Genomic DNA, 20,657 nt, shown 5'->3' on the forward strand with positions numbered 1-20,657 from the left:
GCGCCCCGCGGCGGAGCCGCTGATGAACACAGCCCCGCGCCCCTTTGGGGCGCTGCCCACCCCCACCCCAGCCGACTTCGCCCCGCCTGCTGAGACACCCCGAGGAGCAAACCATGTCCGCTGTGCACCGCGTCCGTGCCGCCTACGCGCGGATCGAGGCCGTCGATCGGCCCGAGATCTGGATCGGTCTGCGTCCGCGCGCCGACGTCGAGGCCGAGGCGGCGGCGGTCGACGCGCGTGTCGCGTCGGGTGCCCGACTCCCGCTGGCCGGGCGCCTGTTGGCGGTCAAGGGCAATATCGACGTCGCCGGGCTGCCCACCACCGCGGGCTGCCCGTCCTACGCCTACGACCCCGCGGCCGACGCCCCGGTGGTGGCGCGGCTGCGTGCGGCCGGTGCGATCGTGCTGGGCACCACCAATCTCGACCAGTTCGCGACCGGCCTGGTCGGCACCCGCTCGCCCTACGGTGCCGTACGCAACGCGCACGATCCGGCCAGGGTCAGCGGCGGCTCCAGCTCCGGGTCGGCCGTCGCGGTGGCCCTGGGCCTTGCCGACCTCGCGCTGGGCACCGACACCGCGGGCTCGGGCCGGGTGCCGGCCGCCTTCAACGGCATCGTCGGCCTCAAGCCCACCCGCGGCCTGGTCCCGACGGCCGGAGTCGTCCCGGCCTGCGCCTCGATCGACTGCGTCACGGTGTTCGCGCGGACGCTCCCAGAGGCCGAGCGGGCGCTGTCCGTCATGGCGTCCCCGCCGGACCGGGAACTGCCGCCGCTGCCCGCACGGGCCCCCGGCCCCTGGCGTATCGCCGTACCCGACCCCGCCCAACTGGGTGAGCTGGACGAGGGCTGGGCCGAGGCGTACGAGGCTGCCGTGCGTCGGCTCGCGGCGGCCGGCGCCGACCTGCGCACCCTCGATCTTGCGCCGTTCACCGAGGCCGCGGCGATGCTCTACGAGGGCGCGTTCGTCGCCGAGCGCTACACGGCCGTGGGCAGCTTTGTCGACAAGGCGATCGCCGACGGGGACGAGGGTCTCGACCCCACCGTCGCCGGCATCATCACCCGCGCCCGGGACCTCCCCGCGCACCGCCTCTTCGCCGACACCGACCGCCTGGCCGGCCTGCGCACCCGCGCGCTCGCCGAACTGGCCGACGCGGACGCCCTGTTGCTGCCCACGGCCCCCGGCCACCCCACCCTCGCCGAGGTGGCCGCCGATCCGCTGGGCGCCAACGCCCGGCTGGGGCGCTTCACCAACTCCACCAACCTCTTCGACCTGGCGGCGGTCGCCGTCCCGGCGGGCGAGGTGAACGGCCTGCCCTTCGGCGTGATGCTGATCGGCCCGGCGTTCACCGACGAACGGCTGGCCCGGATCGCCCGCGAGCTGGCCCCGGACGTGGAGGTGGCCGTGGTGGGCGCCCACCTGACCGGCGAGCCGCTCAATGCCCAACTCCTGGCCCTGGGCGCCCGTTTCGACCGTACGACCACCACGGCCGCCGTCTACCGGCTGCACGCCCTGGCCACACAGCCGCCGAAGCCGGGCCTGGTTCACGTCGGTGCGGGCGGTTCCGCGATCGAGGCCGAGGTGTGGCGCCTGCCGGCCGAGGGGCTCGGACGGCTGCTGGCCGCGCTGCCCCGCCCGATGACGCTGGGCCGCGTCGAGCTGGCGGACGGCACCGGCGTGCCCGGGTTCCTGTGCGAGCCCGCCGCACTGACGGACACGGAGGACATCTCGGCGTACGGGGGCTGGCGGGCGTACCTCAAGGCGCGGCGCCCGTAGGGCCCGTACCGCAACCGGCGCTTAAGCACCGCCCGTCACCATCGGCTTCCCCGTCAGCCGACTCGAAGGAGCAGGTTGCGATGGCAGAGCGGCCCGCAGCGCAAGCGACGACACCGCGAGCGGACGACGGGGGTGGGGGGTGGTGGGGCCGGGCCGTGACGGCCCGGCCCCGGTTGCTGCTGCTCCTCGTCCTGGTGGTGACCGCCGGTGCCGCCCTGCTCGGCGGCGGGGCGGCGGACCGGATGAGCAGCGGTGGCTCGCAGATTCCGGGCGCGGAGTCGACGTACGCCACCCGGGTGCTGGAGGAGCGCTGGCCCGCCTCGCAGCCGAACCTGCTGCTCATGGTCGCCGCGGAAGGGGGCGTCGACCGTCCCGAAGTGGCCGTGCAGGCGAGGGAGTTGGCCGCTCGGCTGGACGCCGAGGAGGCGGTCGGCGGTGTGGTGTCGTACTGGGACGGCAAGGAGCCGGCGCTGCGGGCCGAGGACGGGGGCGAGGCGCTGATCACCGCGCGCATCGCGGGCGACGAGGACGCGGTGGACGCCGTACTGGAGCGCATCGAGCCGTCGTACGCGGGCCGGCACGGGCCGGTGGAGGTGTCGGTCGGCGGTCCCGCGGCCGTGCGGCACGCCTCGCAGGAGGTGATCGAGGAGGATCTGGTGCGGGCGGAGATGATCGCCCTGCCGGTGACCCTCGTGCTGCTGGTGCTCGTCTTCGGCAGCGCGGTCGCCGCGCTGCTGCCGCTGCTGGTCGGCATCCTGGCGATCCTCGGCACCAACGCCGTGCTGCGCGTGCTCACCGAGTTCACCGAGGTGTCGGTCTACGCCCAGAACCTGACCACGGCGCTCGGGCTCGGACTCGCCATCGACTACGCCCTGTTCATCGTCCGGCGCTACCGGGAGGAGCTCGCGGCGGGCGCCGTCCCGCGGGCCGCGGTGGCCGTCTCGCTGCGCACCGCCGGGCGCACCGTGCTGTTCTCGGCGCTGACCGTGGCCGTGTCGCTGGCGTCGATGTTCGCCTTCGAGCAGTACTTCCTGCGGTCGTTCGCGTACGCCGGCATCGCGGTGGTACTGATCGCGGCGGCGGCCTCGCTGATCGCCCTGCCCGCACTGCTGGTGCTGCTCGGCCGCCGGGTCGACGCGCTCGACGTACGGCGGCTGCTGCCGCGGCGGACCGGGGCCCGCAGGCGGGATCCGGGCGCGGGCTGGGCGGCGCTGGCACGGCTGGTGATGCGCCGGGCGCCGGTGTTCGCCGTCGGTGTCACGGCGCTGCTCGTCGCGCTCGGACTGCCGTTCAAGGACGTGCAGTTCGGGACGGCCGACGACCGTCAGCTGCCGTCGTCGACGACCGCGCACGTCGTGCAGCAGCACATCCGCGACGAGTTCCCCGGCAACCCCGGCAGCACGCTCGCGGTCCTCGCGGAGGGCGACGGCGTCTCGGCGGAGACGCTCGCGGACTACAGCCGTACGGTGTCGGCGCTGCCGCATGTCGTACGGGTCGCCGGGCCCGGCGGTCTGTACGTGGACGGCGAGCGGGTGCGGCCGGCGACGCCGGCGGAGCGGGCCCAGGCAGAGGACGGCGCAGGGTACGTCACCGTCCTGCCGGCGGGAGAGGCCACATCCGCAACTTCACTCGAACTGGTGACTGACATTCGGTCAATTCCTGGTGAGAGGTCCGCCCTCTTCGAGGCCTCGGTGACCGGCGCCGCCGCCATCCTCTCCGACACCCAGCACGGCACGGCCGAACGCCTGCCCTGGGCGCTCGGCGTCATCGCGGTGACCACGCTGCTGCTGATCTTCCTGCTGACCGGCAGCCTGCTGCTGCCGCTGCTCGCGGTGGTGGTCAACGCGCTCAGCCTGACCGCCATGTTCGGGGCGGTCGTATGGATCTTCCAGGAGGGCCACCTGTCCGGGCCGCTCGGCTTCACGCCGACCGGCGACATCGAGACCGCACTGCCCGTGCTGATGTTCTGCGTGGCCTTCGGGCTCTCCATGGACTACGGGGTCTTCCTGGTCTCCCGGATCCAGGAGGAGTACGAGCGCGCCGGCGACCATCGCGCCGCCGTGGAGTTCGGCATCCGGCGCACCGGCGGACTGATCACGGCGGCCGCGGTGATCCTCGGGTTCGTGATGGTGGCCATCGGGACCTCCCGGGTGACCAACATCAAGATGCTCGGCCTCGGCGTGGGGCTCGCCGTGCTCATGGACGCGATGGTCGTACGAGGACTGCTCGTGCCCGCGGTGCTGCGGCTGGCCGGGCGGGCCACCTGGTGGGCGCCGGGGCCGCTGCGCCGGCTGCACGCGCGCGTCGGGCTCCCGAAGGAGTGCACACCGGCCACTGCGACACCTGTGACGGCCGAGGTCTTCGAGGAGCGTGCGACCGAGGAGTCGCTCATCGGTTCGCCTCGCGGCGAGGGCACCTAGCGGCTCGTGTGGCTGCTTTGCGGCGCCTGTCACTTGGGGGACTCGAACCGGTCATATGGGATGGATAGACTCGCGATCTCGCGGAGGTGTGCTACTGGCGTCGGGCAGATTCCTGGGGGCACGTTGATACGCATCCTGCTGGCCGAGGACGTGGGCATGGTCCGGGGAGCGCTGGTGGCGCTGCTCAACCTGGAACCCGATCTGGATGTCGTGGCGGAGGTGGAGGCGGGCGACGCCATCCTCGGCGCCGCCCTCGCGGCCCGGCCCGACGTCGCCGTGATCGACATCCATCTGCCCCGCCTGGACGGCATCAGCGCCGCGGCCCTCCTCCAGGAGGCGCTGCCGGAGTGCCGTACGGTGATCATCACCGGCCTCGGCAGGCCGGGCACCCTGCGCCGGGCGCTGACCCAGAAGGTCACCGGGTTCGTCCCCAAGGACGCCCCGGCCGGACGGCTCGCCGAGGCGGTACGCCAAGTCGCGGCCGGACACCGGGTGTTCGACAACGAACTCGCCCTGGCCGCACTGGACTCCGGGGACAGCCCGCTCACCGACCGGGAGACCGAGGTCCTGCGCCGGGCGGCGCGGGGCGCGGAGGCGACGGAGATCGCGGACGGGCTGCATCTGTCGGTGGGGACGGTGCGCAACTACCTGACGTCGGCCGTGACGAAGCTGGGCGCGCGCAACCGGCTGGACGCGGTGCGGATCGCGGAGGAGGCGGGCTGGCTGCTGTGACAGGCCGGCCCTAGGGTTCTCCGTCCGGCACCGGCGCCGACGGCGCCTCGGCCACCACCCGGTACCAGCCCCGCTCGTCCACGCCCACGCTCAGCCGCCCGCCCACGGCCGCCAGCCGCTCCGAGAGGTTGCCGAGACCGCCCCGGCCGCGGCGGCCCGGGCAGGGCGCGGGACGGCCGCCGGTGCCGCGTACGCCGTCGTTGGCCAGGGTGAAGCGGATGAAACCGTCGCCGGGATCGCGCACCTCGATGCGGCACTGCGTGGCCTTGCTGTGCCGGATCACGTTGGTGACGCCCTCGCGCAGCACGGTCGCCAGTACCGTGCTCACCGCGTCGGGCACCGCGCACCGCAGGTCGACACTGGCCCGGATGTCGGCGGCGGCCAGCAGGGAGCGCGCGGACTCCGCCTCGACGGCGAAGGTCAGGTCGCGGAACCCGCGGGCCACGGAACGCACGTCGGCAAGCGCCTGCTGGGCCACGTCCCGGGCGCTGTCGAGCTCCGCCAGGGCCCGGTCCGGGGCCTCGCGGACCAGCCGGTGGGCCAGATCGGTCTTGAGGGCGATGGCCGACAGGCTGTAGCCGAGCAGGTCGTGCAGGTCCCGGGCGAAGCGCCGGCGTTCCTGGGCGACGGCGCTCCAGGCAAGCCGCTCCCGTACGGCGTGGACGCGGTCGACGAGTTCGGCGAGCCGGGTGCTGCCGTACACCGCGAGCGCGACGGCGCCGGTCGCGGTGCCGTCCAGCAGCCAGCCCCGCCAGCCGTGGCCCACCAGGGCCCCGGCCGCGCAGGCCCCGCCGACGACCCCGGCGGCCAGCGCGCGCCCGGCGGGGCCCGCGACCACGAGCGGCACGGACCCGGCGAGGAAGCCGAACATGCCGGGCCAGGTGAGCCCGGAGACGGCCGCAGGGAGGACCGCGAGCACCGCCTGGAGCACGAGCACCGGGATGCCGAACCGATCGCGCAGCCGCCGCGCAGCCGGTGCGGAGCAGACGGCCTGCAGGGCGAAGGCGGCGAACAGCGCCGGCAGCGCGACCGACACGGCACCCGCGTCCCGGCTCCGGGACAGCACGGCCGCGACCCCGAGGAGCACGAAGCCGCCCATGGACAGCACGAGCAACCGCGAGGCCGTGCCCCGCGCGTTCTCCGGCTGGTCAGCCGCAACCGCCATCGGCCCACCCCCAGTTGGGGATGCTAGGCGCCACCGGGGCCGTGTGCGGTGAGCCTCCGAACAACCGCACACTGTGATGGATTCATGGAGCAGTCGTGTCAGGAACACTTCTCTCCGCTCCACCCGGCCTGGCAGGGTCGATGCAGCGGGACATAAGCGGAACATAAGCGGCACTCAAGTCCTTGGGGGGACGCAAGATGGAGATCGCCGTACTCGGCCCGCTCACGGCACGGCTGGGGCAGACCTCAGTGGTGCCGAGCGCGGCCAAGCCACGGCAGGTCCTCGCGCTGCTGGCGCTCAACTCCGGCCGGAAGGTGAGTGTTCCGGCCCTGACGGACGAACTGTGGGGGGATCGTCCACCACGCAGCTCCGCGGCGACACTGCACACCTACGTCAAGCAACTGCGCGGGCTCATCGCCGTCGCGCTCGGCCCCGCTCCGGCACGCGGCCCCCGGGAGATCCTCAAGCGGCAGTACAACGGCTACGTCCTGGACGCACCGGCGGACGGTCCGGACTCCGTGCGGTTCGAACGGCTGGCCCGGCAGGGACGGTCGGTGCTGGAGGGGGGTGACGCCGCCACGGCCTCGGCCCTGCTGGAGCAGGCGCTGGGGCTGTGGCGGGGTCCGGCACTCGCCGACGTCACACCCGGCAGCCTCCTTCAGGCCGAGGTGCTCCGGCTGGAGGAGCTGCGGCGCACCGCCCTGGAGGACCGGATAGCGGCCGATCTGCGGCTCGGCCGGCACGACATGCTGCTGGGCGAACTCACCGGCCTCACCGCCCGGTTCCCCCTGCACGAGCGCCTGCACGGCCACCTGATGGTCGCCCTGTACCGCAGCGGCCGCACCTGGCAGGCCCTGGAGGTCTACGGTCGGCTGCGCGCCGCGTGCGTGGAGCACCTGGGCCTTGAGCCCGGCCCCGAACTCCAGCGGCTGCACCGGGCGTTGCTCACCGGCGATCCGGCCCTGGACTCGGCACCTCTGGCCCCGGGATCGGTGGCATGACCGCCCCCTGCCGCCTGCTCTGCCTCCCCTACGCCGGCACCGGGGGTTCGGTGTACGCACGCTGGCAGCGCGCCCTCGCGGACCGGGGCTGCCCGGTGGAGGTGCTCCCCGTACGGCTGCCCGGCCGGGAGAGCCGGGCGAGCGAACCACGGTTCACCGAACTCGCCCCGCTCACCGAGGCGTTGGACACCGAACTGGGCCCGCTCCTGGACCGCCCGTACCTGGTGTACGGGCACAGCATGGGCGCCCTCGTCGGCTACGCACTCACCCTGCGCCGCCAGGCCCGCGGCGCGACACTCCCCCGGGCCCTCCTGCTCGGCGCCCACCGCGCCCCGCACCTGCCGGCCCCGCACATCGCCGCCGCCGACGCCCCGGACACCGAGCTGGCGGCCGCACTCGCCCGGCTCGGTGGACTCCCCCCGCTGCTGCTCGACCATCCGCAGTGGCTGCGCGCCCTCCTCCCGGTGGTCCGCGACGACCTGCGGATCTGCGCGGACGCCGCCTCCATGGCCTCGGCGGAGCTACGGGTACCCCTGCACCTGTTCGCCGGCGAGGAGGACCCCCTGGTCCGGATCCCCGAGGTACTCGCCTGGCGCCGCTTCGCGGGCCGGGGCTGCGAACTGCGCACGGTACCCGGCGGCCACTTCTTCCTGCGCTCGCACGAGAACGCGCTGCTGGACGAAGTCGCCTCCCTGGTACGCCGGTTCACGCCTTCCGGCGCATACGAAGCAGCCTGAGCGTCGTCGCACCGCTGAGGACACCGAGCATGGCGACACTGCCGCAGGAGGCGGCGACGAGCGCTTGACCGAGCCCAAGGGCACTGGCAAGAAGCGCGGATGGAGCGCCCCTCAAGGGGTGCACGGGGCTGTGACATGTGGGCGCGACAAGCCCCCACCGACCCGCAGCTCAGTCACCGACCCGTACCTCCGCCACCCTGTCACCAGGCCGCTGCACCTGAAAATAGGCCCCGGCAAGCACCCTCCGGGTAAGCCGAGGGCTACTGCTCACCACCCGATACAGCCCGCGGCGCCACGCCGCCCCCACCACCCCGCCCAGCGTGAACAACCGCTCCTGCCGCAGCTGAAGGGCCCGCGACCGGGCAACGGACGACTCCCGCTCCCGCTGAAACGCCTCCGTCGCCGCAAGCAGCCCCGCCGTGGTCCCGCCTTTCCCGAACGCCGCCTCAAGCAGCGGAGCCAGCGTCACGGCGTCGATGATCGCGTGGTTGACCCCCTGCCCGAGTATCGGCGTGAGCGTATGTGCCGCGTCGCCGATCAGCGTCAGCCCCGGCTGGGACCACCGCGGCACCACCGTCGTGAAGATGTCCAGCATCGACGTGTCCGACCAGCTGCGCACCTGCTCCCGCACGGCCTTCGACAACTCGGGCGCCAGCAGGTCGAGCCGGTCGTACAGCGCCGGCAGCCCCTGCCCCCGCATCTCCCTCAGGCCGCCCTTGGGGATGTTGAAGCCGACGCGGACACTGTCCGGCCGCGTCGGGATGAACAGCCCGTGCTGGTCGCCCCGGATGCGGATGCGATACGTACGGTCGTCCCAGGCGTCGTAGGGGAAGGGCAGCTTGAGCCAGATGACGTCGCGTTCCAGCGGGACCTTGCGGTAGGCGAGCCCCGCCATTTCGCGCACCTTGCTGAACCGCCCGTCGGCGGCGACGGTCAGCCGGGCGTGGATCTCCGTCTCGCCCTCGGGGGTGCGGGCCCGTACGCCGGCGACGGCGCCCTCGGCGTCGTAGAGCAGGCCGGTCGCGGTGGTGCCCTGGAGGAGGCGGAAGCCGGGGTGGCCGGCTCCGGTCTCGGCGAGTGCCGTGAGCAGGGCGGGCTGCGGCAGCTCGACGGGGAAGGGGTGCGGGTAGCGGAAGTCGGCGAACTCGGCGCGGAACACGGTGTGTCCGCTGTCGTCGATCTCCATCCGGTGCATCTGGACGTAGGAGCCGTCGAGGCGGTCGAGCAGGCCGAGCCGGTCGAGCAGCCAGACGGAGTCCGGGGAGACGGACTCGCCGCGGAAGCTGCGGTTGAAGTGCGCGCTCGCCTCCAGGACGACGACGGGTATGTTGCGCCGGGCCAGTTCCACTCCCAGGGTGAGTCCGGCGGGCCCGCCGCCGACCACGCACACGGACGTCTGCATCGTCATGGCACTCCTCGGGTTCCCGGCGTACCTGCGTGCGCCGCGCCGCCCGATCCTCGGCGCCCCGTCTTAAGTCCCCCTTGCACAAGACGGACTTAAGCCGCGCTCCGCAGGCTCCCGGCCATGACGAACGACGCCCTCGACCGTCTGCGCTCCCTGCACCGGCACGGCCCCGAGGTTCCCGCGCTGCTCGCGGAACTCGCCGCCGGGCCCGACCCGTTCGGCGCGCTGCAGTCGGCCGGACGGATTCTCGCCCGGCTGGAACCCGTCCCGGATCCGGTGCGGGTCACCGTCACCGGCAGCGGCACCCTCGACGGCCTGGCCGCCTCCCTCACCGCCGAGTTCGCCCGGCACGGACTCGGACTCCACGCCGACATGGGCGACTTCGGCGCGTGGGAACGCGAACTCCTGGACCCGGCGGACCCGGCCGCTCTCCGCCTCTGCGTGCTCGACGCGTCCACCGTCCTCGACGCGCTGCCCGCGCCCTGGACGGTCGCCGATGTCGCCGACGCGACGGCGGACCTGCTGGCCCGCCTCGACGACCACGCCGCCCGGTACGCGGAGCGCGCGAGCGGCATGCTCGTGCTCAACACCCTCCCGCTGCTGCACACCCACACCCATCAGCTGCTCGATCTGCGCGCCCGGGCCGAACTCGGGGCGATCTGGAACGAGTTCAACGCGGGCGTGCTGCGCCTCGGTCTGCGCCGTCCGCGCGTCCAGGTGGTCGATCTCGGCCCCCTGGTGTCCGCGGGCGGCCCGGTGAACGACCCGCGCCTCGCCGCGTACGCCAAGGCGCATCTGGGCCCCGAGCTGCTGGCCCGCTATGCCCGCGAGGTCGGCCATCTGGCCCGCGCGCTGAGCGGCCGGACCCGCAAGGTGCTGGTCCTCGATGCCGACCAGACGCTGTGGGACGGGGTGCTGGGCGATGCGGGGCCCGAGGGGATCGCGGCGGCCGAGACGCTGCGCGGGGAGGCGTTCGGGCGGTTCCAGCGGGTCGTCAGGCAGCTTGCCGCACAGGGGGTGCTGCTCGCCGTGTGCTCCAAGAACGACCCGGAGCCGCTGCTGGCAGTGTTGCGCGAGCACCCCGACATGCTGCTGCGGGAGCGGGACTTCGTCGCCGTGCACGCCGGCTGGGGCCCGAAGGACGCGGGCCTGCGCGCCATCGCGGCACGGCTGAACCTGGGCGTCGACAGCTTCGTCCTCGCCGACGACTCGCCCTTCGAGCGCGGCCAGGTCGCGGGCGCCCTGCCCGCCGTGGAACTGGTGCCGCTGGACGACGAGCCGGCGCTGCACGGGGAACGGCTGCTGGCGGACGGCTGGTTCGACGTGCCGGAGCTCACCGACGCCGATCTGCGGCGGGCCGAGCGGTACCGCAGTGAGTCGGACCGGGTGCGGCTGCGGGAGGGCGCGCAGTCGTACGAGGAGTATCTGGCGCAGCTCGGGGTGGTCGTCGAGCTGGCGGCGCTGCGGCCGCACGAGGTGGCCCGGGTGGCCCAACTGACGCAGCGCACCAACCAGTTCAACCTCACCAACCGGCGGATGTCGGGTCCGCAGGTGCAGGCGTACGCCGAGGCGCCGGGCGGTCTTGTGCTGACGGTCGCGGCACGGGACAAGTTCGGCGACAGCGGACTGGTGGGCGCGGTGTTCGTGCGGCGCGTGCCGGACTCCGGCTGGCACATCGACAACGCCCTGCTCAGCTGCCGGGTCTTCGGCCGGGGCATCGAGCAGGCCGCGTTCGCCGCGCTGCTGGCCGAGGCCCGGAGGTCCGGCGCCCCGGCCGTGCACGGCCGGTACCTGCCCACCGCCAGGAACCACCGGGTGCGGGACCTGTACCCCTCGCTCGGTTTCCGGCCGGGAGCGGACGACACCTTCCGTCACCCGCTCCGTCAACTGCCCGAAGTCCCACGCCACATCTCACTCAGGGGGACGATCCGGTGACTTTCACTGCCGTGGTCCTGGAGAACACCGCCGCCCATGCGGCCAAGGACGCGCTGATCCATCTCCACGACGACTCCGCGGAACACGTCACGTACGCCGCGCTCGACACCCGCGCCCGCCGGATCGCCGTCTGGCTGCGCACGCGCGGCGCCGCCGACCGGCAGGTACTGCTGCTGTATCCGCCGGGCACCGGCTTCGTCGCGGCGTTCCTCGGCTGCCTCTACGCCGGTGCCGTCGCCGTGCCCGCGCCGCTGCCCACCGACCAGGGCCGCCAACTGGCCCGGGTCTCCGGCATCCTGCGCGACGCGGAGGCGGCGGCCGTCCTGACGTCACCCGAACTCGCCCAGGCGCTGGAGGCATGGCTGGCGTCCGAGGCGATGCCGCACGTGCCGTGCCTGGGCACCGACGGCGAGGGCGACTTCGCCGACCCGGCCGACTGGCGCGCCCCGAACGCCCGCCCCGAGGACCTGGCGTTCCTCCAGTACACCTCGGGCTCGACCGGCGACCCCAAGGGCGTGATGGTCACGCACGCCAATCTGCTCGCCAACGAGGCGGCGATCCAGGCATGGACCGGCACCGGCCCGGACACGGTCGCGGGCGGCTGGCTGCCGCACTACCACGACCTCGGGCTGATCGGGCACATCCTCCAGCCGCTGTACGCGGCCGGCACGGCGGTGCTGATGTCGCCGACGTCGTTCCTCAAGCGGCCCTACCGCTGGCTGCGGATGATCGACGACCACCGGCTGAGCGGCAGCGGCGGCCCCAACTTCGCCTTCGACCTGTGCGTGCGCCGGATCACCGACGAGCAGGTGGCGAGCCTGGACCTGTCCGGCTGGCGGGTCGCCCCGAACGGCGCCGAGCCGATCCGCGCGGACACGCTGCACGCCTTCGCCGAGCGTTTCGCGCCCGCCGGTTTCCGGCCCGAGACGTTCTTCCCCTGCTACGGCATGGCGGAGACGACGCTGCTGGTCACGGGCGCCCGGCCGGAGTCCCCGCCGGTGGTGCGGACCGTGGACGCCGCTGCCTTGGAGCGCGGCGAACTGGAGGAGCCGCAGGGGAACGGCCGCGTACGCACCCTCGCCGGCAGCGGCACCGTCCGCGACGGCGAGATCCGCGTCTGCGATCCCGCCACCGGCGCCGAGCGGCCGCCGGGCACGGTCGGTGAGATCTGGGTGCGCGGCCCGAGCGTGAGCCCGGGCTACTACCGCAACGCCGAGGCGACCGAGCGCTCCCGCACCCCCGACGGCTGGCTGCGCACCGGCGACCTCGGGGCCCTGGACGGCGACGGCGAGCTGTTCGTCACCGGCCGGCTGAAGGAGATCATCATCCTCGCCGGGCGCAATCTGTATCCGCACGACGTGGAGCGTTGCGTACAGTCCGCCGACCGGTCGCTGGCGGCCGGGGCGGGTGCCGCGTTCGCCGTGCACAGCGACGCGGGCGAGCACCTGGTGGTCGTCCAGGAGGTACGGGCCGCCGCGGCACCGGACGGCGATCTGCGGGCGGTCGCGACCGCCGCCCAGCTGCTGATAGGGCGTCAGTTCCAGGTGGCGGCGGGCAATGTGGTGCTGGTCCGGCCCGGCACGGTCCGTCGCACCACCAGCGGCAAGGTCCAACGCGCCCTGATGCGGCGGCTGTTCCTCGACGGCGCGCTGGTACCGCTGTACGAGGTGCTCCAGCCGCCGGTGCGGGAACTGGTCAGCGACGCGGCGGACCGGGCGCTGGAACGGGTGGGCCCCGCATGACGATCGAGCACTCGCCCTACCGCCTCGCCGAGGAACTGGAGCTGTACCTCGGCGACCCGGCGGACCGGCGCGGCCCCTTCTCGTACGCCGCCTGCGCCCGCCTGGACGCCCGGGAGGAGTTCCCGTCCGAGATCTGCCGTCTCCTGGACGACTGGGGGTTGCCCGACTACTACGTGCCCACCCCGGCGGGCGGCCGGCTGCGCGACTACGAGCACGCGCTGCAGCTGATGCGCACGGTGGCCCGCAGGGATCTGACGGTGGCCGTCGCCCACGGCAAGACCTACCTGGGCGCGGTCTGCGTGTGGATCGCGGGCAGCGAGGAGCAGGCGGCCCGGCTCGGCGCGGACATCCGGGCCGGGGTGCCGGTGGCCCTCGGCCTGACCGAGCGTGCGCACGGCAGCGATCTGCTGGCCGGTGAGGTGGAGGCGGTGCCGGACGACACCGGGGCCTGGCGGGTGAGCGGCGAGAAGTGGCTGATCAACAATGCCACCCGGGGCAGTGTGCTGACCCTGCTCGCGCGCACCGGCGAGGACGGCGGACCGCGCGGCTTCAGCGTGCTGCTCGCCGACAAGCGCGAGCTGGCGCCCGGCAGTTACCGCCATCTGCCGAAGGTGCCCACCCACGGCATCCGCGGCGCCGACATCTCCGGCATCGCCCTGGACCGGGCCGTCCTGCCCCGCTCCACCGTTGTCGGCGGCGAGGGCGGCGGCATCGAGACCGTACTGAAGGCGCTGCAACTGACCCGCACCATGTGCGCCTCGCTGTCCCTCGGCGCCGCCGACCACGGCCTCGCCCTGGCCCTGGACTTCGCCGCCGAGCGCAAGCTGTACGGCCGCCCGCTCGCCGCGCTCCCGCAGGCCCGGCACGTACTCGCCTCGGCGGCGGCCGACGCCCTCGTCCACGAGGCGGTGGCCCTGGTGGCCTCCCGTCTGGTGCACACCGCGACCGGCGAGCTGAGCGTGGTGTCGGCGGTGACCAAGTACCTGGTGCCGACCGGCACGGAGGAACTCCTGCGCGAGCTGGCCGCGCTCCTCGGGGCCCGGGCCTTCCTGACGAGTGTGCAGCGCTACGGCATGTTCGAGAAGATCGAGCGCGACCACCGCATCGTCTCCCTCTTCGACGGCAACACGCTGGTCAACCTCAACTCGCTGGTGAACCAGTTCCGTTCACTGGTCCGGAACCGGGGTCACGCCCGTCAGGATCCGGCCCCGGCCTGCGATCTGTCGGTGCCGCTGCCCGAGTTCGACCCGGCACGGCTGTCCCTGGTCTCCCGGCACGGCAGTTCGCTCCTCGGCGCGCTTCCCGCCTGGGTGGACGCCCTGGAAGCCACCGGCGATCCGGCCCTCGCCGCGGCCCGTCGCCTCCTGACGGTCACCGAACGCGTCGTCGAGGAGATGGCGGCACCGACGGACCTCGTCGCGGGGGTCCCGTACGAGGCCTTCGACACGGCCCGTCGCCTCTGCCTGTGCTGGGCGGGCGCCGCCTGTCTCGGACTGTGGCTGCACAACCGGCTGGTCGCCACCGAGGGCGTGTGGCGGGACGGCATCTGGCTGCGCACGGCACTCGACCGCCTCCTGGTCCGCCTCGGCGAGCACCAGGGCGCCGACCCGGAGGCCTACGACCGTCTCCTGGACGAGGCGTACGCGGCACGGTCGGCCGGCCGGCTGTTCTCGCTGCTGCGGCTCCAACTGGCGAGGGAGGCGGCATGAGCCGGGCCCTGGAGCTGCGCCGGCGGTTCGGCGATCCGGACGATCCCGCAAACCCCGTCGGCCGGGCCGCGCTCCTCGCCGCCGACGAGCGCGGTGAACTCAGTGCGGCGGGCGAGGAGTTGCTCGACGGTTTCGGGTTCGGCGCGGAGTTCGTGCCGGAGGAGCTGGGCGGACGGCTGACCGGCCTGGACGAACTGGTGCGCGTGTCCCGGGAGGTGTTCCGGCACGATGTCGGGCTCGGCCTCGGCTACGGCGTGACCTCGTTCATGGCGGCCGTCAACGTGTGGACCGCGGGCACGCCCGAGCAGCGCAAGCATCTGGCGGGCCTGCTCCTCGACGACCGCAAGGTGTCGGTGGCGTACCACGAACTGGCCCACGGCAACGACTTCCTGCGCAACGAGTTCACCGCCCGCCGCACCCCCGGCGGCTACGCCCTCACCGGCACCAAGCAGGTCATCAACAACGCCGACCGGGCCGCGGCCTGGGTGCTCTTCGCCCGCACCGACCCGGCACCCGGCGCCCGCAGCCACTCGGTGCTGCTGACGGGCCCCGAGGACTGCGCTCCCGCCGTCCTGCCCCGCTACCGCACCACCGGCGTCCGCGGCTGCCGGCTGACCGGCCTGGACTTCCGCGACTGCGAGATCCCGGCCGGCGCCCTGGTCGGCGCCGAGGGAGAGGGCGCCGAACTGGCCCTGCGCTCCTTCCAGATCACCCGCAGCGCCCTGCCCGGGATGGCGGTCGGCACCGTGGACACCTGCCTGCGCACGGTCCTGCGGTTCGCGCTCGGCCGACGCCTGTACCGGCGCCGGCTGCTGGACCTGCCGCACGCCGCGACCGTCCTCACCGACGCCTTCACCGACCTGCTGCTCTGCGACAGCCTGGCGCTCGCCGCCGCACGCGCCGTACACCTGCTGCCGTCCCAGGCGGCGGTGACGGGCGCCGCCGTCAAGTACCTCGTCCCGAAACTGCTCGGCCGCACCGCCAACGACCTGTCGGTGATCCTCGGCGCCCGCTTCTACGTCCGTGAGGGCGAGCACGCCGTCTTCGGCAAGCACCTGCGCGACCTGCCCGTCCTCAGCCTCGGCCACGCCGGCCCGACGGCCTGCCTCGCCACTCTGATCCCCCAACTCCCGCGCCTGGCAAGGGACCCCGCCCCGCCCGCACCGACCGCCCTCTTCACACCGGACACCCCGCTCACCCCCGGCATCCCCTACGACCGCCTGACGCTGACGGCCGACGGGGACGCACTGGCCGCCGTACTGGACGACGCCGACGACATCGATCTCGTACGGAAGTTGAGGCGGGAACTGGACGACGTACGCCGCGCGGCGACGGCCCTGCCGCCCGCCGAGCGCACCCCGCTGGCCGGTCCCGCGGCCTTCCGACTCGCCGACCGGTACGCCCAGTTGCTCGGGGCGGCGGCCGCCGTCGGCGTCCGGCGGAGCGCCTGCGACGGCTTCCTCGCCGAGCCCGCCTGGCTGGAGGCCGCCCTGCACCGCACCGCGACCCGCCTCGGCCTGCGCCCGCCCCCACCGGACCGGGCCACGACGGCCGAACTGCACGCCGAACTCCTGCGCCGCCACACCGAGAACCGGACCTTCGACCTGTACGACCTTCCCCTGCACGGCTGACACCGATGGAGCACCCCATGACCGCGCCGAGCGCCCACACCGAGCGGACCCTGACCGACTGGCTGGTCCACCGCGTCGCCGAGTACCTGCGCACCCCGCCGTCCGAGATCGACCCCGGCGTGCCGCTGGCCCAGTACGGCCTGGACTCGGTGGCCGCGCTCAGCCTGTGCGGCGACGTCGAGGACACCTTCGGGGTTCCCGTGGACCCGACGGCGGCCTGGGACTACCCGACCGTGCGGGCCCTGGCCGGGCACCTCATGGGCCGCCTGGAGGCGACGCCGTGACGGCGGGCGCCATCGCCGTCACCGGCATCGACTGCCGCTTCCCGCTCGCCGAAGGGCCGGGCGGCTACTGGAAGTTGCTGATGCGGGCGGGCGACGGGATCGGCCCGGTGCCGCCGGACCGATGGCCGGACCCGGACCACTCCACCGAGGGCGGCTTCCTCGCCGACCCGGACGTCTTCGACCACGAGTTCTTCGCGCTGTCCCCGCGCGAGGCGGGCTCCATGGACCCGCAGCAGCGGCTCGTGCTGCACTGCGCCTGGCGGGCGATCGAGGACGCGGGCATCGCCCCGCACCGCCTCGCCGGAACGCAGACCGGAGTCTTCGTAGGCGTGATGGGCAGCGAGTGGGCCCAGCTGACCTTGACCGACCTCCCCGGCATCACCGCCCAGATCGGCTCCGGCAACGGCTACTGCATGATCGCCAACCGCGTGTCGTACCACCTCGACCTCAGGGGCCCGTCCCTCGCGGTGGACACGGCCTGCTCGTCGTCGCTGGTGGCCGTGCACCTGGCGGCGAACTCGCTCCTCGCCGGCGAATGCGACTGGGCGATAGCGGCGGGAGTGAACCTGGCCCTGACCCCCGCCCTGAGCCTCTTCTACTCCCGAGCGGGCCTGGCCGCACCCGACGGCCGCTGCAAACCGTTCAGCGCGGACGCGGACGGCATCGGACGCGGCGAGGGCGTCGGCGCGGTCGTCCTGCGCCGGTACGCGGACGCCGCCGCCGACGGCCGGCCGGTCTACGCCGTCCTCCGCGGCACCGCCGTCAACCAGGACGGCCGCAGCAACGGCATCACCGCGCCCAGCCGCTGGAGCCAGGAGTCCGTGATCGCGACCGCCTACCGCAGGGCGGGCGTGGACCCGGCGGACATCACCTTCACGGAGGCCCACGGCACCGGCACGGCACTCGGCGACATGATCGAGACCCGAGCCCTGGGCGCCCTCCACTCCGGCCGCACCCACCCCATGCCCCTCGGCTCGGTCAAGGGCAACCTCGGCCACACGGAGGGCGCCGCCGGCATAGCGGGCCTGATCAAGGTCGCCCTGGCCCTCCACCACCGCACAGCCCCCACCAGCCGCTACGCCACCCACGAAAACCCGTCCCTGTCCCTGCCGGACCAAGGCCTACGGCTGCTGAAGGCCCCCCTGCGCCTGCCCCCGGGCCCGGTACTGGCGGGCCTGAGCAGCTTCGGCCTGGGCGGCACAAACGCACATGCGGTACTGGAGTCGGCGCCGGCCCGCCCAACTGCGGGCAGTCGTGCCGCTGAACCAGGCGCAGCTGCGGGCAGCGGCGCCACTCAACCAGGCGCAACTGCGGGCAGTCGTGCCGCTTGGGGCGGCACGGGTGGGCGCAGCGGCACCCCGCAAGCGCGGGCGAGCGCACCCACCCCCACGGCAACCCCGACGGACGGCACCGCACACGCACCGTCAACCGCACCCACCGCGACCCCGCCAAAGCCGCCAACCGCACCCCCACCCCCCACCGACCTGGGCGCCGCCATCTTCACCGTCACCGCCCCCACCGAGCCCGCCCTACGCCGCAACCTCCTCACCCAGGCCGAGGCAATAGCCCGACGCCACTCCCCCCTCGGCCCCCTCTGCTGGACCTCGCACCACGTCAAGGACGGCCACCCACACCGCCACGCAATCGCCGCCACCGACCCCACCGACCTGGCCACCCGCCTGCGCACCGCAGCCAAGGCCCCCACCCTCCCCCCACCCCCCACGCAACCCCCGCACACCGCCTGGCTGTTCACCGGCCAGGGCGCCCAGTACCCCGGCATGGCCGCCCGCCTCCACCAACAGTCCCCCCTCTTCCGCCACCACCTCGACACCGCGGACGCGGCCCTGCGCCCGCACACCGGCGACTCCATCCGCTCCCTGCTCCTCGGCGCCGACCCCGCCATCCACCGCACCGCCTTCGCCCAACCCGCCCTCTTCGCCGTTGGCTACGCACTCGGCGCCACCCTCACCGCCCTCGGCGTCCACCCCCACGCACTCCTGGGCCACAGCGTGGGCGAGTTCGCGGCAGCCGTACTCGCCGGCGCCCTCCCCCTAAAAGCGGCGGCACAACTGGTCGCGGCCCGCGGAGCGCTCATGCAGCAACTCCCCGAGGGCGGCGGCATGATCGCCGTACGCGCCCCGGCGGAACCGCTGCGCTCCCACGTCGACGCGGAGCCCCGGGTCGGCTACGCCGCACTCAACGGCCCCCGTTCAACAGTCCTCTCGGGCGACCTCACCGCCCTGCACCGCATAGCCGAGGCCCTCGAAAGCGAGCACATACAGGTACGCCGACTGGAGGTCTCGCACGCCTTCCACTCCCCCCTCATGGAACCGGTCCTGGACCCGTTCCGAAGGCTCGCGGAGGAACTCGGCGTCGGCGCCGCCCCAGCCGTACCCCTCTACTCCACCCTCCGCGGCAAACTCCTCGACAACGAGCCGATGGACGCCGCCTACTGGACGGAACACATCAGCGCCCCAGTCCTGTTCGCGGACGCGGCCGCCCAGCTCCTGGACGAGCGCCCCACCCACCTCCTGGAGATCGGCCCGAAGCCCGTACTGACCACGCTGGCAGCCGAGTTGACCGAGCAGGCGCCCGCCCCCGCACCGGTCCACCCCCTCCCGGGCGAGCGAGCGGGCGCCCGGGACCTCGCCGAGGCACTCGCCCTGCTGCACCGCGCGGGCCTCGACCCGAACTGGGAGGCCGCCCACCCACCGCGGGACCGCGTCCTGACCCGCCTCGCGCCCTACGCCTTCGCCACCCACCACCGCTTCCCCCGCCCCGGCCGGCCGGCTCCCCCGCCCCGACAGCAGCCCGCCCCGGAACCCCGGCAGGAACCCGCCACAACAACCGCCACAACAACCGCCACCGCCGTACGCGACGCCATCGCCGGCGTCGGCGGCTACCGCAGCGAGGACCTGTCCGACGCCTCCCGCCTCTACGAGGACCTCGGCCTCGACTCGGTCGCCGTGGTCGAACTCAAGACCCGGATCGAGGAGCGGCTCCCCACCCTCGGCGAACTCCCCGTACAGGAGCTGCTGTTGCGCCTGTCCACGGTCGGCGACCTCATCACGTACGTACAGGAGCACACCCCATGACGACGACCCCCGTCCCCCATCTGACCGCCGTGGGCACCGCACTGCCCGGCGACCCGGTCGACAACACCGCGCTGTCCGCCGCCCTCGGCGTGAGCGCGGAGTGGATCGAGCTGTTCATCGGCACGAGGACCCGGCACTTCGCCCGCGACCTGGTCACCGGCGAGGTCCGCCACTCGCTCGCCGACCTGTGCGCACGCGCCGCCGGGGAGGCGATGGACCGCTGCGGCGCCGAACCCGCCGACATCGAGTTCCTGGTGCTGGGCACCGCCACCCCGGACCATCTGATGCCGACCACCGCCGCCGAGGTCGCCGACCTCCTCGGCCTCGACCAACTCCCCGTCCACCAGCTCCAGTCGGGCTGCGCGGGCGCCGTCCAGGCACTCGACCTCGCCCGGCTCCTCATCGGCAGCGGCCAGTACCGCACCGGCCTCGTCATCGGCGGCGACGTCTGCACCAAACACCTCGACCTGCACCGGGACATGTCCGAGGCCGCGCCGAGCGACCTCGTCAACTGCGTGCTGTTCGGCGACGGCGCGGGCGCCGCCGTGCTCACCGCCGAGCCCTACGGGGAGGCGGTGGCGCTGCTGCGCACCCTCAACCGGTGCACCGGCCTGGGCCGTGAACCCGGCCAGGTCATCGACTGGTTCGGGCTGGCCGACCGCCACTGCGACCGCCAGGCTCTCACCGAGGACTACAAGGCGATCGAGGAGTCCGTGCCGGTGCTGGCCGTGGAGATCCTCTGGGAGCTCCTGGACGACCTGGGCTGGGCTCCGCAGTCGCTGGACTTCCTGCTCCCGCCGCAGCTCTCCGGCCGGATGACCCGCGTGATCGGCGAACGGCTCGGCATCCCGTCCGCGCACGAGATCTCCTGCGTGGACCGGACCGGCAACAACGGCAACGCCCTGCCGTTCCTCCAACTCGACGAGCTGCTGCCGAAGATGGGCGCCGGACAGCGGGCGCTGGCCGTGGCAGTCGAGTCGAGCAAGTGGATCAAGTCCGGGTTCGCCCTGGAGAAGCGCTGACTCAAGC

14 protein-coding genes are annotated in these 20,657 nt (G+C 73.7%); 12 read left to right on the forward strand and 2 right to left on the reverse strand.

Annotated features, from left to right (window positions below):
- The first annotated feature begins 89 nt into the window (after positions 1-89).
- From atzF to AB0Q90_RS25515, 3 genes are all read left to right on the forward strand, one after another.
- Positions 90-1,772, forward strand: a complete 1,683-nt coding sequence (atzF, locus tag AB0Q90_RS25505; protein WP_363160925.1) for an allophanate hydrolase — start codon at positions 90-92, stop codon at positions 1,770-1,772.
- A gap of 80 nt (positions 1,773-1,852) precedes the next feature.
- A complete protein-coding gene (locus AB0Q90_RS25510; protein ID WP_363160809.1) occupies positions 1,853-4,192 on the forward strand; it encodes an MMPL family transporter in 2,340 nt (779 codons plus the stop codon).
- A gap of 123 nt (positions 4,193-4,315) precedes the next feature.
- Positions 4,316-4,924 carry a response regulator transcription factor gene (locus AB0Q90_RS25515; RefSeq protein WP_363160810.1) on the forward strand — a complete coding sequence of 203 codons (609 nt, stop codon included), beginning with the start codon at positions 4,316-4,318 and terminating at the stop codon, positions 4,922-4,924.
- A 10-nt stretch (positions 4,925-4,934) separates the two neighbouring features.
- Here the strand turns inward: AB0Q90_RS25515 and AB0Q90_RS25520 are convergent, their stop codons facing one another.
- Positions 4,935-6,089 (reverse strand): histidine kinase, encoded by a 1,155-nt coding sequence (locus tag AB0Q90_RS25520; RefSeq protein WP_363160811.1) that lies wholly within the window; start codon positions 6,087-6,089, stop codon positions 4,935-4,937.
- 197 nt (positions 6,090-6,286) lie between these two features.
- Between AB0Q90_RS25520 and AB0Q90_RS25525 the strand changes: the two genes are divergently transcribed.
- Together AB0Q90_RS25525 and AB0Q90_RS25530 are read left to right on the forward strand one after the other, a co-directional pair.
- Positions 6,287-7,090, forward strand: coding sequence for an AfsR/SARP family transcriptional regulator (locus AB0Q90_RS25525; RefSeq protein WP_363160812.1), 804 nt, complete (start codon positions 6,287-6,289; stop codon positions 7,088-7,090).
- Positions 7,087-7,827 carry an alpha/beta fold hydrolase gene (locus tag AB0Q90_RS25530; protein ID WP_363160813.1) on the forward strand — a complete coding sequence of 247 codons (741 nt, stop codon included), beginning with the start codon at positions 7,087-7,089 and terminating at the stop codon, positions 7,825-7,827. The genes AB0Q90_RS25525 and AB0Q90_RS25530 overlap by 4 nt, the downstream gene beginning before the upstream one ends.
- 169 nt (positions 7,828-7,996) lie before the next feature.
- On the opposite strand, the gene AB0Q90_RS25535 is transcribed toward AB0Q90_RS25530, so the two are convergent.
- Entirely contained in the window at positions 7,997-9,235 is a 1,239-nt protein-coding gene (locus AB0Q90_RS25535) for an FAD-dependent oxidoreductase (protein WP_363160814.1), read from the reverse strand.
- 117 nt (positions 9,236-9,352) lie between these two features.
- Here AB0Q90_RS25535 and AB0Q90_RS25540 point away from each other — a divergent pair, with 117 nt between their 5' ends.
- The 7 genes from AB0Q90_RS25540 to AB0Q90_RS25570 are packed head-to-tail and all read left to right on the forward strand — an operon-like array spanning position 9,353 to position 20,650.
- Positions 9,353-11,167, forward strand: a complete 1,815-nt coding sequence (locus AB0Q90_RS25540; RefSeq protein ID WP_363160815.1) for an HAD-IIIC family phosphatase — start codon at positions 9,353-9,355, stop codon at positions 11,165-11,167.
- Positions 11,164-12,909 (forward strand): fatty acyl-AMP ligase, encoded by a 1,746-nt coding sequence (locus AB0Q90_RS25545; RefSeq protein ID WP_363160816.1) that lies wholly within the window; start codon positions 11,164-11,166, stop codon positions 12,907-12,909. The genes AB0Q90_RS25540 and AB0Q90_RS25545 overlap by 4 nt, the downstream gene beginning before the upstream one ends.
- Positions 12,906-14,618, forward strand: a complete 1,713-nt coding sequence (locus AB0Q90_RS25550) for an acyl-CoA dehydrogenase family protein (RefSeq protein ID WP_363160817.1) — start codon at positions 12,906-12,908, stop codon at positions 14,616-14,618. The genes AB0Q90_RS25545 and AB0Q90_RS25550 overlap by 4 nt, the downstream gene beginning before the upstream one ends.
- Positions 14,615-16,249, forward strand: coding sequence for an acyl-CoA dehydrogenase (locus tag AB0Q90_RS25555; RefSeq protein ID WP_363160818.1), 1,635 nt, complete (start codon positions 14,615-14,617; stop codon positions 16,247-16,249). The genes AB0Q90_RS25550 and AB0Q90_RS25555 overlap by 4 nt, the downstream gene beginning before the upstream one ends.
- Positions 16,250-16,266: 17 nt before the next feature.
- Entirely contained in the window at positions 16,267-16,533 is a 267-nt protein-coding gene (locus AB0Q90_RS25560; protein WP_363160819.1) for an acyl carrier protein, read from the forward strand.
- A complete protein-coding gene (locus AB0Q90_RS25565) occupies positions 16,530-19,628 on the forward strand; it encodes a beta-ketoacyl synthase N-terminal-like domain-containing protein (protein ID WP_363160820.1) in 3,099 nt (1,032 codons plus the stop codon). The genes AB0Q90_RS25560 and AB0Q90_RS25565 overlap by 4 nt, the downstream gene beginning before the upstream one ends.
- On the forward strand, positions 19,625-20,650 hold the full coding sequence (locus AB0Q90_RS25570) for a 3-oxoacyl-ACP synthase III family protein (RefSeq protein ID WP_363160821.1): 1,026 nt from the start codon (positions 19,625-19,627) through the stop codon (positions 20,648-20,650). Before AB0Q90_RS25565 ends, AB0Q90_RS25570 begins: the two co-directional genes overlap by 4 nt.
- Positions 20,651-20,657: the final 7 nt, after the last annotated feature.

This window comes from Streptomyces sp. NPDC079141, assembly GCF_040686775.1.
Taxonomy (GTDB): Bacteria; Actinomycetota; Actinomycetes; order Streptomycetales; family Streptomycetaceae; genus Streptomyces.